This window comes from Halobacillus massiliensis (genome assembly GCF_900166625.1).
In the GTDB taxonomy this organism is placed as follows: Bacteria; Bacillota; Bacilli; order Bacillales; family Halobacillaceae; genus Halobacillus_A; species Halobacillus_A massiliensis.
Genome location: NZ_LT800499.1, coordinates 1,500,304 through 1,515,084, shown reverse-complemented (window position 1 = coordinate 1,515,084; position 14,781 = coordinate 1,500,304). Strand labels below are relative to the sequence as shown.

Sequence of the window (14,781 nt, the reverse complement as noted above, 5' to 3'; positions counted from 1 at the left end):
CTCTAATGCAAAAAAGCAGATCTTTTAAAAAGATCTGCTTTTTCTATGCTATTGATTTTTTTTGCAGTTTAAACCAGTAACCGCCAAGGATCATGCCGCCTACGGCCATCGTTACCGTAGAAATGATCATATGAATGGAAGAAGCAAGCACAACATTTCCTGTTATGACGATTACAAAACCGACCGCTGCATTCAACAGGATCGTTACTAAATAGGCCCATGCTAAAAAGCGATGATATTGAAATCTTGTAGCATAGATAACATACCAGAGAGCGGCCACAAAGATTACGACTGTAGCTACCCAGTGCAGAGAGTAAATAACATTAGCCAAACCTTCGCTGCGAATTAAATACTCAGCAGCTGGTATATCAAGCAACACGTTACTTGCCCGGCTATGCTTAAAGAATGCGCCGAGGATAACCTGGAATACATAAACAGCAAATCCAAGTACAAAAGCCCGGTAACTCATGCTCACCGTTGACCAGCTGACTCGATCGAGTTCTATTTTCGTTTCATGGAGGCTGTAGCTGAGCAGGACTAAGATCAGCAGGAGAACCTGACTGAAGGTAACGTCCAGTGTGGTAAACCCAGGAGGTGTGCCAAGGAGCACATTAAGACCTCCGATGCCTGATTGAAAAATGAGCATGCCCAAACTGGCAATGGCCAGAATAAGTACCGCTTTATTTTTCCTCTGCTTTCTAATAGCACCAACAGCATTTATAAAAGTTAGTAATCCAAGCAGCGGCACCATCAGCCGGTGCGAATATTCAATAATTACATGATAGTCTGTAATGTCAGGTATGATTTTTCCATTACAAACCGGCCACGTTGTTCCACATGCATCCCCTGAGTTTGTAGCTACTACGAGGTTTCCAAGGATGAGTGCAACGAATGTGACGACAGTTGTTACGATTGAAAATTTCTTCATCGTCTTACCCTTTCTATATCAGAACTCAATTAAATAAATAATCTTACTATCAAATCATATCACGAAACTTCTGTTTCTTAAGCTAAAAAACACGCGAACGGTGGTGAATTTTTTGTGAACGTGTCAATGGAAGCGCTTCTCTCTCTTCGTTTACAAAAGTCCGCATAGGGGAAATCGTTAAGAAGAAAGGGGATACTAGGAATGAAATACCAAGCTTATCTTTTTGACGCATATGGGACGTTATTCGATGTCCACTCTGTAAAAGAGCTGCTGCAGGAACAGTACTCCAGCAAAGCAGAATCCATCAGCCAGGACTGGCGGCAGAAACAAATCCATTATTTTATGATTCGCCAGCTGATCGATGATTATGTTCCTTTTGATCAAATTACTCTTTGGTCATTAAAGGATGCATTATCGGAGAACGAAGTGGATGACTCTCCCGCTGTTATCGAACAATTGATGCAGCAATATAAAAAGTTAGCTCCATATGAAGAAGTTTCACAAATGAAGGAAAGAAATAAGGACAAAGAACTGACGATTTTCTCAAATGGTACCCATTCTATGCTTGAGCCGTTACTGGAACATAATGCGCTGACCTCTAGCTTTTCTCTTATCAGTGCAGATGAACCAAAGGTCTACAAGCCGCACCCAAAAGCCTATGAATATGCAAAAAAACAAGTTCATAAGAAAAAAGAAGAGATCCTATTCTTTTCCAGTAATCCGTGGGATATAGCCGGTGCCGCGAGCTATGGCTTTCAAACCGCATGGGTCAATCGCTCATCTTCCGATTGGCCGAATCTCGGAATTAAACCTGATCATATCTTAAAAAATTTAACAGATCTTCCTCAATAAAAAAAAACAGCAGAGAAATTCTCTGCTGTTTTTTCAGCTCACGGTCTGTGTTGGAACTTTTGTCGGAGTCTGTGCTTCCGCTTGTGCCTGCTTAATAAGGCAGCGCCCTTTCCCATGCGGGATACACATCGGTGTGCCGAACAAAGGATCTTTGCGGACATCACATGTCATTTCAAAGACATGGCGCATTAAATCACAAGTAACCACTTCTTCCGGTTTCCCCTGAGCATATACTTCTTTATCTTTCACAGCTATAATATGATCGGCATAACGACAGGCAAGGTTGATATCGTGTAAAACCATGACGACGGTCCGTCCATTGTCCTGGTTTAAATCAAAAAGCAAATCCAAAATTTCGATTTGGTGGGTCATATCTAAGTATGTTGTTGGTTCGTCTAGTAAAATAAGCTCCGTATCCTGAGCCAGTGTCATAGCAATCCAGGCGCGCTGCCTTTGGCCACCCGATAATGAGTCAACCGTACGATCTTTAAGTTCAATCAGGTTTGTATCTGCTAAAGCACGATTTACCGCTTCTTCATCTTCTTTAGACCAGCGTTTTGCCCAGCTTTGATAAGGATACCTCCCCTGTTTTACGAGCTGATAAACAGTCAAGCCTTCCGGAGTTGTCGGACTTTGAGGCAGGATGGCCATCTTTTTGGCTACATCTTTTGTACGCATTTTAGAGATATCTTCACTGTCCAGCACTACTTCTCCCTGCTTCGGTCTAAGAAGTCGGGCTAATGAACGCAGTAGTGTTGATTTTCCACAGCCATTACCGCCGATAAGGACAGTTACTTCCCCTTTAGGAATTTCGATATCCAATGAATCAATGATTACTGTATCTCCGTAGCCTAGTGTCAGATTTTTCGCCATCAGTGACTCCATCTGTCATTCTCTCCTTTGTACAACGATCCCGGTTGTCTGTATTTATTAAATTACCGTTATTCATCTATAATTATCTAGAGATCGAACTGAATATTCTTCTTTTAGTTTAGAAGGTAAAAGACTTAATGTCAATGACTTTGAGAATCATTTTCATTCAGTCTTCCGACTTTTCACAAAACTTTTACAGTATTTTCGAATGAATTTTTTGCTTATTGAGCCATTAAATTATAGTTTACTTCCTGCACGAAAATAACACCAAGTTCATGATGGTCACCTTCATAACCGGCCCTTTGCAGGAATCGATTTTCCCCTCGGAAGTCTCTTACTTCCATTTTCGTTAAAGCGCGATTTCGCTGAAGAGCTTCATAAAAATCTCTTACAGTAGTTACTGGAAGACCATTAACTTGCACAATCAGTTCTCCTGGCAGAAGATTCATTTCATCCGCTGGGCTGTCTGGAATCGTCCCTAACACTCTGAGTCCACGATGGTCCTCTGAGAAGTATGCCTTCTCGCCATCCCGGCTTCTGTATAGGCTGTAAATAGCGAGACGGCCCAATATACTGATTCCAACAGCAGCCAATGAGAGAACAGGAAGAAATAGTCCTCCTGCTGCAACCAATAAAGTGACCACAGCCAATAGAATGGTTTGTCTTCCCATTGTAATAGAGGCAAGCTTAGGTGACTGCCCCTTTACAACAAATTCATATCCCATTAAAAATGGAAAAGCTATAAGACCAAATGAATGACCGGCAGCATCGAAGGTTGGCCACCATGAGGCTATTGGTTCGATAATTCCAGCCGGAAACAGGGTGATTAGGGGAAGAACGGTCATCTTTTTCACTCTGTGCCGGCCAATGGTTTTTCCTCGTTTTCCAAGGGTCCTCTCAGGAAAAGTTCTTCGTGAAGAAGTTTGGACCAGAAGAACACCTTCAATTATCAACAAAAGACCGAGCAATATGGCAAGGTGTGCTGTTGAAACGTCTAAAAAGGTCTGCCTGTCTGTTAAAAGTGGCAGCAGTGAAATGACGAATATGCTTATACCAAGCGTATATACCGGGGAAAGTCCCTTTAAATTAAAGGGAAAACTGAGCAGAATGGTAATGGCTGCCAGCAGCCATAAGAATTCCTGAGATACTACTAATCCTGCTCCAATACATACCAGTGAAATCACACTTCCCCCTGCTAAGGAAACCTTCCATGTACTTCGTCCTTCTGTAAATATATCGTAGATTCTCGTTCCGAAACTGTTTCGTTCTAGTTTCATCCGCCTTATTGAAACGATAAATAAAAGGAGAATCGCCCAGTATAAGATAGGGGATATAAAAAACTTCAATGCACCTGTCCCTAATTCATTCAGCCAGCTTTCCAATTCTTTCAACCTCCTCATTCTCAAAAATATCCGCAGTCAAAGACTACGGATATAAATCATACATACTTTTTTCTTTATTTAAATAATACTTCTAACGCCTTATCAAGCTGCTTGTCATTTTTATCATCACGAACTTTATTAACGATTAGCTCCTGTATTTTACCAGCTGTTTCTTTAGAAACTTCTCCGTTCGTTTCTAATTTTTCATCCTGCTGGAAATCTTCTACAGCTTGTTCTGTCTCTTTACTGAAATATCCATCAGTACGGCCAGGATCATACCCTAAACCTTTAAGCATTTCCTGAATACTTTTCACCTGTTCACTATTATCATCAAACTTTAATTTTTCTTTTACCTCGACAGGGTTACTGTAAAAATAATCCGGCTGCTTAACCTCTACTGTCGGTTCCACTCCTTTTTCATGAATCCAGTTTCCTTCAGGAGTCAGCCACTTAAACAGTGTAAGCTTAATCGTACTTCCATCTCCCATTGGAACAGTCTGCTGCACTGTACCCTTACCAAAGCTTTGAGTCCCTACAATCTCATAATTGCCAGCTTCCTTCATAGCCGCGGAAAGGATCTCTGAGGCTGAGGCACTTCCTTCATCCTGAAGCACAGTGATCGGATACTCCTTCAGCTGCTTGATTTCCGAGAAATATTTGGACGTTTCCCCGTTGCGATCTTCGACTTGAACGTAAGGTTTATCTTTTGGAATAAACAGTTTTAAGATATCTTGCACATCAGTAAATAGGCCGCCCGGGTTCCCCCGTACATCTATAACTAATCCCTCAATATTCTTACTTTCAAGTTCCTTTAAGGCTTGTTCGAATTCCTTAGACGTTTCTTCAGAAAATGAAGTAATCTCAATGACCCCGGCTTTTTTGCCATTCACTTCCTGCACGTCTTCATAAACGGTTTCCAGTGGAATTTCATCACGTGTCATTTTCACTTCAAGGGGATCGCTGGCCCCCGGACGTTCAACCGTCAATGTAACCTCTGTTCCTTTTTCACCACGTATCTTTAAAACAGCTTCATAAAGATCAAGGCCCTCTACGCTTTTACCGTCTACTTCAAGAATTTGGTCATTTGGCTTTAATCCAGCTTTTTCAGCTGGTGACCCTTTAATTGGCGCAACTACAGTCACCTTTTCATTGACCATACTGACCTCAGCCCCGATCCCCTGGAAAGAAGATTCAATAGACTGGTCAAACTGCTCCATAGTTTCTTTATCCATATAAACACTGTATGGGTCTTCTAATGTATCGAGCATTCCCTTAATAGCTCCTTCGACAAGCTGGGTTTTATCAGCTTCAACTAAGGAACTCTCCTGGATTATGCTGTAGGCTTGTTCAACTTTTTCTATGTCCGCTTGCTCTCCACCTGTCATCCCTTCAATTAATTGCTTTTGATCTTCCTGTGAAAGGCTTCCGAAATTCTTAGTGCTTTCAGCAGCAGAATTGGAACTATTACCGCCGGCTCCAAAGTACTGGATTCCCACGTACGACCCGGCAGCCCCTATAAGTAAAGCGAGCATGACTATGATAGCCACGTAACGCGGCTTGAGATTCATCGCATTCACCCTTCTGTAAAAAATTTCTGTAGATGACTCTATACTAGCAAAAAAGACACCGCAACGTAAATGTGCGATGCCTTTTTATATTACAATTATGCGTTAAATTTGTGAAGCCGTCCACTATTAAATTTCAGCGATTTTGATCACCTTTAACGAATTTCCCATGATCAGGAACTGCCACCTGCTCAAACTTATTGACGAGCTCTTTTAATCCGTTTTGAAGTTCCTCACCTGCCATCGGGCTGCCATGACCCGTAACTGCCGTCTTCGGCTTTAAGGATTCCAGCTTTTTAACTGACGTAAAAGCCAGATCCCAGTCTGTTGTAAAGTATCGCGGCGGCCCGTGAACCTCTTTTTTTTGTACAAGGACTTTATACAAAACGTCCTGCCTTACAGTTACAAATGCATCCCCGGCAATCAACGTGTGATCTTTTTCCCTGAAAAGCGATATATGTCCGGGGCTGTGGCCTGGCGTATGGTACCATTTCCATTCGGGCATAAGCGGAACCGTTCCATTCTCTGGCAATGCAAGTACATGATTCCCTAAATCGACAGCCTTGTTAGGAAAAAAGCGGGAAATTTTAGCGACCATTCCTCCTTCTACAGAAGAATCGGGTTCAGGATAATCCAGTTTCCCCGTTAAATAAAGAAGCTCTGCTTCATGCGCATAAACAGGTACCTCCCACTTCTCCACTAGATCTACAACAGCCCCCACATGGTCAAAATGTCCATGGGTTAGAATAATAGCTCTTGGTCTGCATCCTTTTCCGAATCGTTTTTCCGCTTCCTCAACAATCGTCTTCGCAGAATCCGGCATCCCTGTATCTACTAGTACCCAGTGTTCAGCATTCCCTACGAAGCAAAGGTTGACGATCTGGTTTGTAAAGTTGTAAACGTCTGGAAGAATTTCTTCCCCTTTCCCGCTCGATACTGAAGTCATCGGCATATTCTTACCATCCATTGTATCTCTCATACCATGATTGTAATTCTCCATAAAAATAGCACCTCCAATAAGATAATCTAACGCCTTTTATTCTTTCATTTCCGTGCACAGCTTTTTTAAAACTAAGGCATTTCTACTGTTTATGAATAAATGCAGGGCTTTTTTATCACATTAACCCTATAAGAAAGGGGTTTTCAAAATGGATCAGATAAGTCATGTTAAGGATATATTATTTCGAGCAAAAGAATCTGTGGAAAAGATGCAGGAGGATAATACAGGTTTCGCAGAGGCACAGCAGCACGTTAAAATGGCCGAAGAAGCAGTTTACCAGCTGAAGGAAGATCCGGAATTTAATACAGAATCGAATGCTAAGGAAATTCAAAAAGCCGCGGATTTACTGCGCTTAATTGAAGAGACGTATCAAGCCTCTAATCGTTAAAGACACATTCCAGGAGACTGTGTCTTTTTTCTTTCCTCATAGTTCGCTTCTTTCTTGAATAAGATAGGACAAGTTATTAAATATGGAGAGGAGCGAATTTTTTGGGCGTATTTTTAAGCTACATATTATTAGGTTTTTCTTTAGCCGCGCCGATCGGTCCTATCAATGCGGCTCAAATGGATCAAGGCATACGTAATGGATTTCTTCATTCATGGGTGATCGGTCTTGGTTCCATTATCGGTGAATGCTTGTTAATTTTGAGTGTCTTTTTCGGAGTGGTCCATTTTATTGAAATACCGCTTATGAAAACCTTTCTATGGCTGTTTGGATCCTTTGTTCTCTTTTATACAGCGGTAGAGAGCATGATAAGTTCCCAGGAAATTACGAGTTCTGAGCGCAGGACAAAGGATTCTTTAAGAAAAACATTTAGAAGCGGTTTTTTATTAACCATTACTAATCCTCTGTCGATCTTGTTTTGGCTGGGCATTTATGGTTCTGTACTGGCCAATACTATGCAGGTGTATGACCTTAACCATGTCCTTCTGTATGGAGCAGCCATTTTGACCGGCTTGATGATTTGGGATATTACGATGGCTTTCGTCTCAAGTGGTTTCAGAAAAATTTTAACCCCTGCGCTTTTAAAAGGAATATCCATAGCCTCAGGAGTCTGTTTATTTGGATTTGCCCTCTATTTTGGATATCAAGCTATTAGGTTATTGTTTCACCTGGGATGAACGCCACCTTTTTCTCATTAAAAGCGTGACGGCACCAATCACTAGAATAAATCCTAGACTGATGAATAAACCGATACGGCTTGAACTATGAAACAGAGTACCGCTGATTCCAAGCAGAATAAGAACAACTCCCACCCATCGTTTTACTTCACTAAATAACGAAAGATGTACCATTTTGTGAAACGTAAATAAAATAAACACCCAAATATAAAGCAGCATTAACCCCGCCGCCGTCGTTAAGTATTCATATATTTTCCCTGGTAGAAGAAGAGCGACAATGATGGATGCGATTAACCCGCCCACTGTAAGCAGCAGGGAAAAGTAAGGTACGTCCCTTGGTCCTTTTTTCGAGAAAAACTTCGGGGCGTCTCCATCTTCGGAAAGAGAAGTTAAGATGGTGGTGATTCCGTAAAGAGAGGCCACCATTGTTGAAAAACCGCCAATGATCAGAGCTCCATTGAATACATGTGGAACAAATGACAAATTAAAAGCTTGAAGAGCTGAAAGAAACGGGCTTTCATCTGCATTAAACTTATCGGCTGGGAGCAGCCATACAGCAAGTCCGATAGAGATAACATAAATGGTTGTTAGAAGGATCAGCATCACCTTCCCCGCTTTTGGGGCTTCTTTAGGCTCTTTTAATTCATTGGCCATAATCCCCATCACTTCAATCCCCCCAAATGCATAAAACACATAAATAAAAGCAGTCCACAGTCCAGTCAAACCTGCAGGAAGCAGTCCATCTTTTGAAAAAGAGAAAGCCTGCTCAGGCTGTCCTCCCTTCAGAAGACCACTGACTGCAAGGACTCCAATCACAATGAACATTAGAATTGCCGCGATCTTCATAACCCCAAATATATTCTCTATTCGCTCAAAACCGCTGACTCCTGTAAGAATTACACCGACTCCAAGCACTCCAAAGATACTCGATAATACCCAAAGAGGGATATCCGGAAACCAAAACTGCGCAAAAATAGCCAATGCGGTCAGCTGACTACCCATAATTAACAGTTCAGAGGACCAATATACCCAGCCGTTGCTGAAACCGGCCCACCTGCCAAAAGCATTCTTCGCATACGTACGAAATGAACCCTTTTGGGGATCCTCTGCGGTCATTTTAGAAAGGGCGTCAAATACGATATAAGTACCAAGAGCAGCGAGTAGAAATAATAATAGTACCGTCGGTCCACCCCTGTTTATGGCAAGGGATGATCCTAAGAAAAAGCCAGTGCCGATTGTACAGCCGACGCCTATAAGCGACAGCTGCCACCAGGCAATTTTTTTATCATTAGGTTTGCATTTAGTCTTCACATAAAATCCTTCTCTCTGGCGTTTTAAAAAGAGACAGAAGTATAGGCCTCTTACAAAAAAATAGACAAAGATTAGTATATCCATGCCATAACAAATTACCCGCAGATGCTAAAGGAACAAAAAACCCTCCCGATTTCCCAGGAGGGTAGGCTGCACAGTTAATCCTTTTCTTCTTCTGGATAAGGAGTTAACTCGTCTGAAGCTTCTGTACGCAATTCTGGATTAGTGGTACGTCTCCGTCGTTTTGACTGGTCATAATGAAGAGTAGTGCTGACACTTTTATGGAAGAAATACTCAAAAATACCGATCGCAATAGCCGATAATAGAGAAGCAGTAAACAAGTCTCCTCCTACAGTTAAAGCATCTGTCATAAAATAAATGACAAAGTAGGCAAGGGCAAAGTCAGCAATAGAAGCAATGGTGTTACTCGTTCTTGGTAAGATAATCAAATCTCCCAGAACATAGGAAATGACTCCTAAAACAAGTGATATTAAAAATACATTTCCAAAGGAAACATCATATCCCGCTCCTAAAATCAAAGTAAGAGCGATCAAGGTTACTATAAATTTAATCGCAAAAAGTTTAAAATGTTTCACGATACAAACACCTCCTTCTGTTGTTAGCTTTTGTAGAGTTTAAGTGGTTATACATGTAAAAATTATAAGAATAAACGTTAAGATTATAAGCACACTAGTAACTGAACAAAAATAAAGGAGGAATTTTTATGCAACAACAGCAAACGCAACAAGCTCTTCAGCAAATCGTACAAATAGCTCAACAATTAGAGCAGCAGGAAAGACAAAATTCCCAGCAGATTCAGCAATCCCAGCAGCAGCCAAACACTAACATGAATGCTCAGCAGCCTATGGCTCAGCGTGAGCAAAACGCAGCTCAGCAGCTTCAACAAATTCAACAGCTGGCCCAGCAGTGTCAGCAGCAAATGGGACAACAACAATAAGAAGGAATTATCTATAAAGGCTAAGCTTTTTCTTTATTTCTGATCGTATAAAAGGAAAGTTCATAAAAAAAATCCTCTCTTTAGAAAAGAGAGGATTTTTAATTTATCATTTAAAAATTTATATGGTTTCTAGGGTTCACCGCATTACTCTTGGAAGCATTCCAGGCTCCTTCGTGTACTTCAAAGTGCAAGTGAGGCCCGGTTGAATTTCCTGTAGTGCCCATTAGTCCGAGCTGCTGTCCTTGAGAAACTGTATCACCGGAACTGACTTTACGGTTCTGCATATGTGCATAAACGGTTGTATAAATCTTACCATCAATATAGTGGGTTAAATATACGACATTCCCATAAGAGGAAGAGTAATAGGAACGAAGAACTTGTCCATCAGCTGCTGCAACAATTGGTGTTCCATTACCTCCAATATCTATTCCCGCATGTGTAGTTCCCCAGCGTGCACCCATTTCCGAGGTTACTGGTCCTGCTGCTGGGCGGATAAAGTCACTGCCTGAGCTTGCAGCTGCTGGCTTTGGAGCTGGTGCAGGTGCTGAGTCTGCTGATGAAGAGGAACTGGAATCACTGTTTGAGCTGCTTGAAGATTTCTGCTGTTTTTTACGTTCAGCTTCTTCCTTTTGTCTTTCCAGCTCAGCTTGACGTTCCATTTCTTCTTGGATCCGGGACTCTTCACCTTTCGCATTTTCCATTGCTTTCTGGATGGAAGCTTCCTGGTCTCTGAGCAGAGCTTCTTCTTCTTCTAGATCCATCTTATGATCATGAAGCTCTTCCTGCTGAACTTCAAGTTCTTTCATTAATTTTTCTTTTTCCGCCATTTGGGCGTCCAAATCGGCTTTGATGCTTTCAAGATCTTCTTTTTGTTTGATCAGTTCTTCTTTCTTCTGCTTTACCTCTTCCTGCTTTTCTTCAAGAAGCTGTTTTTCCTGCATGTGTGTATCCATGATGTTTTTATCCTGATCCATGATCGTAGTAACAGCAGAGGCGCGATCTAAGAAGTCTCCGAAGCTCTGTGCCCCCATCAACACTTCTAAGTACTGAACATCTCCACCGCTTTTTTGCAGGGCACGCAGTCGTTCTTTAAGAAGCTCCTCCCGCTCCTTAATTCTTTCCTGAAGAATTTCAATATCTTCTTTGAGCTGAGCAATACGCTCTTCTGTTTCTTTAATTTCATTTTCTTTCTTACGAAGCTTTTCCTGAGTTTCACTTAACTCGTTATCAATCTTCTCCATTTGCTTTTCGGTTTCTTTCTGTTCTGATTCATTTTTTGCTATTTCATCTTCTGTTTTGCTTTTATCATCAGAGATCTCACTTTGTTTATCTCCTACGTTACCCTTTTCTTTTTCTAGTTCGCGCAGTTCCTCTCTTACCTCTTCAAGATCACCATTGGCATTTACTTGAAAAGGCGTAAGAAGAGAACCGGCAACTAGAAGTGCAGTCAATGAAACAGTGTAAAACTTCCTCATCTGGTTTTCTTCCTCCCCATTTTTCACCTTAAACTTTTAAGAACTTACGAACACTCATCACGCTTCCCCAAACGCCGATGAATGCACCAATTACAAGAATGATCCCTGCCAGTTGGAAAGCAAAAGGATAATACGGTAGTAACTGGATAAAATCAAAACTGATACGGTCCTGTAAGTTGTAATACATATAGTAATATCCGCCCATAACCGCAGCAATAGGGATAATAGCTCCTAGAACCCCCAATATTATTCCTTCTATAAAGAACGGCCAGCGGATAAATGAATTAGTCGCTCCTACAAGCTTCATAATTTCAATCTCTTTTCTCCGCGCAATAATTGTTATTTTGATTGTATTTGAGATTAAAAAGATAGCTGTGAAAACTAATCCTACAATAAGAGCCATTCCAATATACCTTGCATATTCATTAAATTGGAATAAGCGCTGAACGATTTCCTCTCCAAAATCGACCTCATCTACATACTCCATAGACTCCGCTTGATCTGCAATTTCAATAGCATCTACAGGTTCCTGAGGCTTAATAACAAAAGCATCATTGAGCGGGTTGCTCTGCTCAAACAATTCAAAAGCTTTCCCCTGATCCCCAAGGCTGTCCACAAGCTGATCTAATTCTTCTTCTTTGGATGAGTAGTTCAATTCATTAACTTCTGGTATTTCACTTAATTCACTCTCGAGATTGTTAATTTGTTCATCATTGGCTGTTACATCGACAAGGACTTTAACCTCGACGTCTTGTTCCACATTGCTCGCAAATTCATTTAAGTTTAACATTACAGCCAAAAAAACTCCGACTAAAAGCAGTGTCGTCGTTACAGCCCCAATAGCTGATATCGTCATCCAGCCGTTACGCCAGACACTTTTAGTACCTTCACGTGTATGTCTACCGAGGGTTCTAAGTTTCATATCCATACTCCCCCCGTGCTTCATCACGTACAATCTGGCCATCCTCAATCGCAATTACACGTCTGCGAATCGTGTTTACAATCTCCTGGCTGTGGGTAGCCATAAGTACTGTAGTCCCTTTTGCATTAATTTCTTCTAAGATGTGCATAATTTCCCATGACGTATCCGGATCCAGATTGCCTGTCGGCTCATCAGCTATTAACAGCTTCGGATGGTTGGCAATTGCTCTTGCAATCGAGACCCGCTGCTGTTCTCCTCCTGATAATTCATCAGGTATGAAGCGGGCTTTATTTTTTAAGCGTACCTGCTCCAACACATCCATGACACGACGTCGAATTTGGTTTGGAGATTCTTCAATAACCTCTAAAGCAAATGCGACGTTTTCATATACTGTCATTCTTGGAAGTAAACGAAAATCCTGATAGACCACACCGATATTACGGCGAAGCTGAGGGACTTTTCGTTCTTTTAATGTGGAAAGGTTATATTTATTAATTTTCACAGTACCTTTAGACGGCTTCTCTTCCCTGAACATCAATCTTGTAAATGTCGACTTCCCCGCACCGCTGGGACCAACTACATATACAAATTCTCCATCCGCAATATGTACATCTATCCCATTCAAAGCAGTAACACCATTTGGGTAAGTCTTATACACACCCTTCATCTCAATCATATAGTAATCACCCATACTCCTTTGTTGTTTTTCATCTATGTTGTAATCCTTTAATTTCTGAATTGACCCCTTAAGTCCTCGTACATTATAACATCTGATTTCGAGTTTTTAAGACAAAAATATATTACATTTTCATTTCAAAAGTTTTATGCTCCTCTATCATTTCGACAAAATTCGCAATTTCCCTTTTGAATTAAACCGATTCAAAACTCTTGAATTCACTTATTTAACTAAATGTAATTCTCATTTTCTGCTTTTTAAATATCAGAAGTTACTGCAGGTGGTTTTACTAAAATTTAAGTTCGTGAAATCTTGAAATAAGCCAAAAACAGGTCAAAAGACCTATCTTGAAAACATAAAAAAACCTGGTTATTTACAAACCAGGTTTAAGTATTACCGCTATTCCTTAGAAGTCAACCACTGAGCTAAGTTATCAGCATCCTGAGGTTCTACATTCTGAGCTGGCATAGAGCCTTTTCCATTCTGAATAATCTGGGAGACTTCATCAGCCGAATAATTTGATCCTACATCCGTTAAAGCCGGTCCGACATTGCCTTCCATGTCTCCACCGTGACAGCTTGCACAGGTTTGCTCATACGTCTGTTCCGCAGCGGCTGTGTCAACTTCTTCAGTTCCTCCGCCGTTATCTCCGCCGTCGCCGGCATCTTCAGCCCCCTCGTCACCGCCACCACCACAGGCGCTAAGAACAAGAGTTCCTCCAAATAAAAGAGTCAATAACCACTTTTTCATTGTACATACACCTCACCATTACGTTTTTTTCAAAAAATGGATGTAATTAGTATAACCCACTTACGGCATTTTAAAACCCTCGCCGAGAACCTCTGTTGCGTTCATAGCTACGACAAATGCCCCTGGATCAATTCGTTTTACCGTTTGTGTCAATTTGATGAATTCATTTTGCTGAACGACACACATAATGACTTTCCGCTTTTCATCCGTGTAACCGCCAGAACCTTCAAGAACGGTAACTCCTCGATCAATTTTTTCAAGAATTGTTTGCCTCGTTTCTTCTAAATTTTCCGTGATGATCATCACGTTTTTAGAAGTGTTTAAACCCACCTGAACAAAATCTATAGTACGGCTTGTAGCAAACAATCCGATTAATGCATAGAGCCCTTCTTCAAGCGAGAACACAAGTGCTGAAGTTATGACGATGAGGCCGTCAAAGAGAGCTACACTGACTCCAAGCGGCAAGTGCGTAAACTTATGTAATACCTGTGCTGCTAAGTCTATACCTCCCGTTGAAGCCCTCCCACGAAATACAATTCCAAGTCCCAGTCCGACTCCCATACCACCAAATATGGCACCAAGCAACGGATCAGGAGTAGCAGGAGAAAGGCTGCTTGTGAGTAATACAAAAAGCGGAAGAACCATTGTACCAACAAATGATTTCATACCGAAATTTTTCCCAAGTATAATAACACCAGTAATAAACAAAGGAACATTCAGCACCCACTGCACCACTCCGGGTTCCCAGCCGAATACACCCTTTGTTATTGTACTGATACCTGCCACACCGCCCGAAGCAATATTGTTCGACAGTAAGAAAACATTAAATGCAAGCGCAACAAAAAAGGAACCTAAAATGACAAGTCCATATTCAATAGTATGGCGTACAAGTGGAGGCAGCGGTTCCCTTCTATATTTTTTAGCCATCATCATGACGAGCGATCTCCTTCCATCCGTTAAACTACCG

Annotated in this window: 16 protein-coding genes; 4 read left to right on the top strand and 12 right to left on the bottom strand. The window is 41.3% G+C overall.

What is annotated here, in order from left to right:
- Window positions 1-43: 43 nt before the first annotated feature.
- On the bottom strand, window positions 44-928 hold the full coding sequence (locus tag B7E06_RS07475; RefSeq protein WP_082233383.1) for a COX15/CtaA family protein: 885 nt from the start codon (window positions 926-928) through the stop codon (window positions 44-46).
- Between the two features lie 201 nt (window positions 929-1,129).
- Here B7E06_RS07475 and B7E06_RS07470 point away from each other — a divergent pair, with 201 nt between their 5' ends.
- On the top strand, window positions 1,130-1,780 hold the full coding sequence (locus tag B7E06_RS07470) for a haloacid dehalogenase type II (RefSeq protein ID WP_082233382.1): 651 nt from the start codon (window positions 1,130-1,132) through the stop codon (window positions 1,778-1,780).
- A gap of 33 nt (window positions 1,781-1,813) precedes the next feature.
- Here B7E06_RS07470 and B7E06_RS07465 read toward each other — a convergent pair whose 3' ends face one another.
- From B7E06_RS07465 to B7E06_RS07450, 4 genes are all read right to left on the bottom strand, one after another.
- Window positions 1,814-2,665, bottom strand: coding sequence for an ABC transporter ATP-binding protein (locus B7E06_RS07465; protein ID WP_082233381.1), 852 nt, complete (start codon window positions 2,663-2,665; stop codon window positions 1,814-1,816).
- Between the two features lie 209 nt (window positions 2,666-2,874).
- Window positions 2,875-4,035, bottom strand: a complete 1,161-nt coding sequence (locus B7E06_RS07460) for a PDZ domain-containing protein (RefSeq protein WP_082233380.1) — start codon at window positions 4,033-4,035, stop codon at window positions 2,875-2,877.
- 74 nt (window positions 4,036-4,109) lie between these two features.
- Entirely contained in the window at window positions 4,110-5,603 is a 1,494-nt protein-coding gene (locus B7E06_RS07455; RefSeq protein ID WP_082233379.1) for a S41 family peptidase, read from the bottom strand.
- A gap of 133 nt (window positions 5,604-5,736) precedes the next feature.
- Window positions 5,737-6,600: an MBL fold metallo-hydrolase gene (locus B7E06_RS07450; protein WP_245807698.1), complete on the bottom strand. Its 864-nt coding sequence runs from the start codon at window positions 6,598-6,600 to the stop codon at window positions 5,737-5,739.
- A gap of 148 nt (window positions 6,601-6,748) precedes the next feature.
- Here B7E06_RS07450 and B7E06_RS07445 point away from each other — a divergent pair, with 148 nt between their 5' ends.
- Together B7E06_RS07445 and B7E06_RS07440 are read left to right on the top strand one after the other, a co-directional pair.
- The gene (locus B7E06_RS07445) at window positions 6,749-6,988 is read left to right on the top strand and encodes a hypothetical protein (RefSeq protein WP_082233378.1); all 240 of its coding nucleotides are present in this window, start codon (window positions 6,749-6,751) and stop codon (window positions 6,986-6,988) included.
- Between the two features lie 101 nt (window positions 6,989-7,089).
- Window positions 7,090-7,722 (top strand): LysE family transporter, encoded by a 633-nt coding sequence (locus tag B7E06_RS07440; RefSeq protein WP_082233377.1) that lies wholly within the window; start codon window positions 7,090-7,092, stop codon window positions 7,720-7,722.
- Here the strand turns inward: B7E06_RS07440 and B7E06_RS07435 are convergent.
- Together B7E06_RS07435 and B7E06_RS07430 are read right to left on the bottom strand one after the other, a co-directional pair.
- Window positions 7,702-9,033 carry an amino acid permease gene (locus tag B7E06_RS07435; protein WP_245807697.1) on the bottom strand — a complete coding sequence of 444 codons (1,332 nt, stop codon included), beginning with the start codon at window positions 9,031-9,033 and terminating at the stop codon, window positions 7,702-7,704. The two genes, B7E06_RS07440 and B7E06_RS07435, sit on opposite strands and share 21 nt — an antisense overlap.
- 158 nt (window positions 9,034-9,191) lie before the next feature.
- Complete coding sequence (locus B7E06_RS07430) at window positions 9,192-9,629, bottom strand: YndM family protein (protein WP_082233375.1); 438 nt, start codon at window positions 9,627-9,629, stop codon at window positions 9,192-9,194.
- 128 nt (window positions 9,630-9,757) lie between these two features.
- Here B7E06_RS07430 and B7E06_RS07425 point away from each other — a divergent pair, with 128 nt between their 5' ends.
- Window positions 9,758-9,991 carry a hypothetical protein gene (locus B7E06_RS07425; protein ID WP_082233374.1) on the top strand — a complete coding sequence of 78 codons (234 nt, stop codon included), beginning with the start codon at window positions 9,758-9,760 and terminating at the stop codon, window positions 9,989-9,991.
- Window positions 9,992-10,101: 110 nt separating this feature from the next.
- Here the strand turns inward: B7E06_RS07425 and B7E06_RS07420 are convergent, their stop codons facing one another.
- The 5 genes from B7E06_RS07420 to B7E06_RS07400 form a co-directional block, all read right to left on the bottom strand.
- Complete coding sequence (locus B7E06_RS07420) at window positions 10,102-11,466, bottom strand: murein hydrolase activator EnvC family protein (protein WP_082233373.1); 1,365 nt, start codon at window positions 11,464-11,466, stop codon at window positions 10,102-10,104.
- A 28-nt stretch (window positions 11,467-11,494) separates the two neighbouring features.
- On the bottom strand, window positions 11,495-12,388 hold the full coding sequence (gene ftsX / locus B7E06_RS07415) for a permease-like cell division protein FtsX (RefSeq protein WP_082233372.1): 894 nt from the start codon (window positions 12,386-12,388) through the stop codon (window positions 11,495-11,497).
- Entirely contained in the window at window positions 12,378-13,064 is a 687-nt protein-coding gene (gene ftsE / locus B7E06_RS07410) for a cell division ATP-binding protein FtsE (protein WP_082235944.1), read from the bottom strand. Before ftsE ends, ftsX begins: the two co-directional genes overlap by 11 nt.
- Window positions 13,065-13,463: 399 nt before the next feature.
- Entirely contained in the window at window positions 13,464-13,814 is a 351-nt protein-coding gene (gene cccB, locus B7E06_RS07405) for a cytochrome c551 (protein ID WP_082233371.1), read from the bottom strand.
- A gap of 60 nt (window positions 13,815-13,874) precedes the next feature.
- On the bottom strand, window positions 13,875-14,741 hold the full coding sequence (locus B7E06_RS07400; RefSeq protein ID WP_082235943.1) for a YitT family protein: 867 nt from the start codon (window positions 14,739-14,741) through the stop codon (window positions 13,875-13,877).
- Window positions 14,742-14,781: the final 40 nt, after the last annotated feature.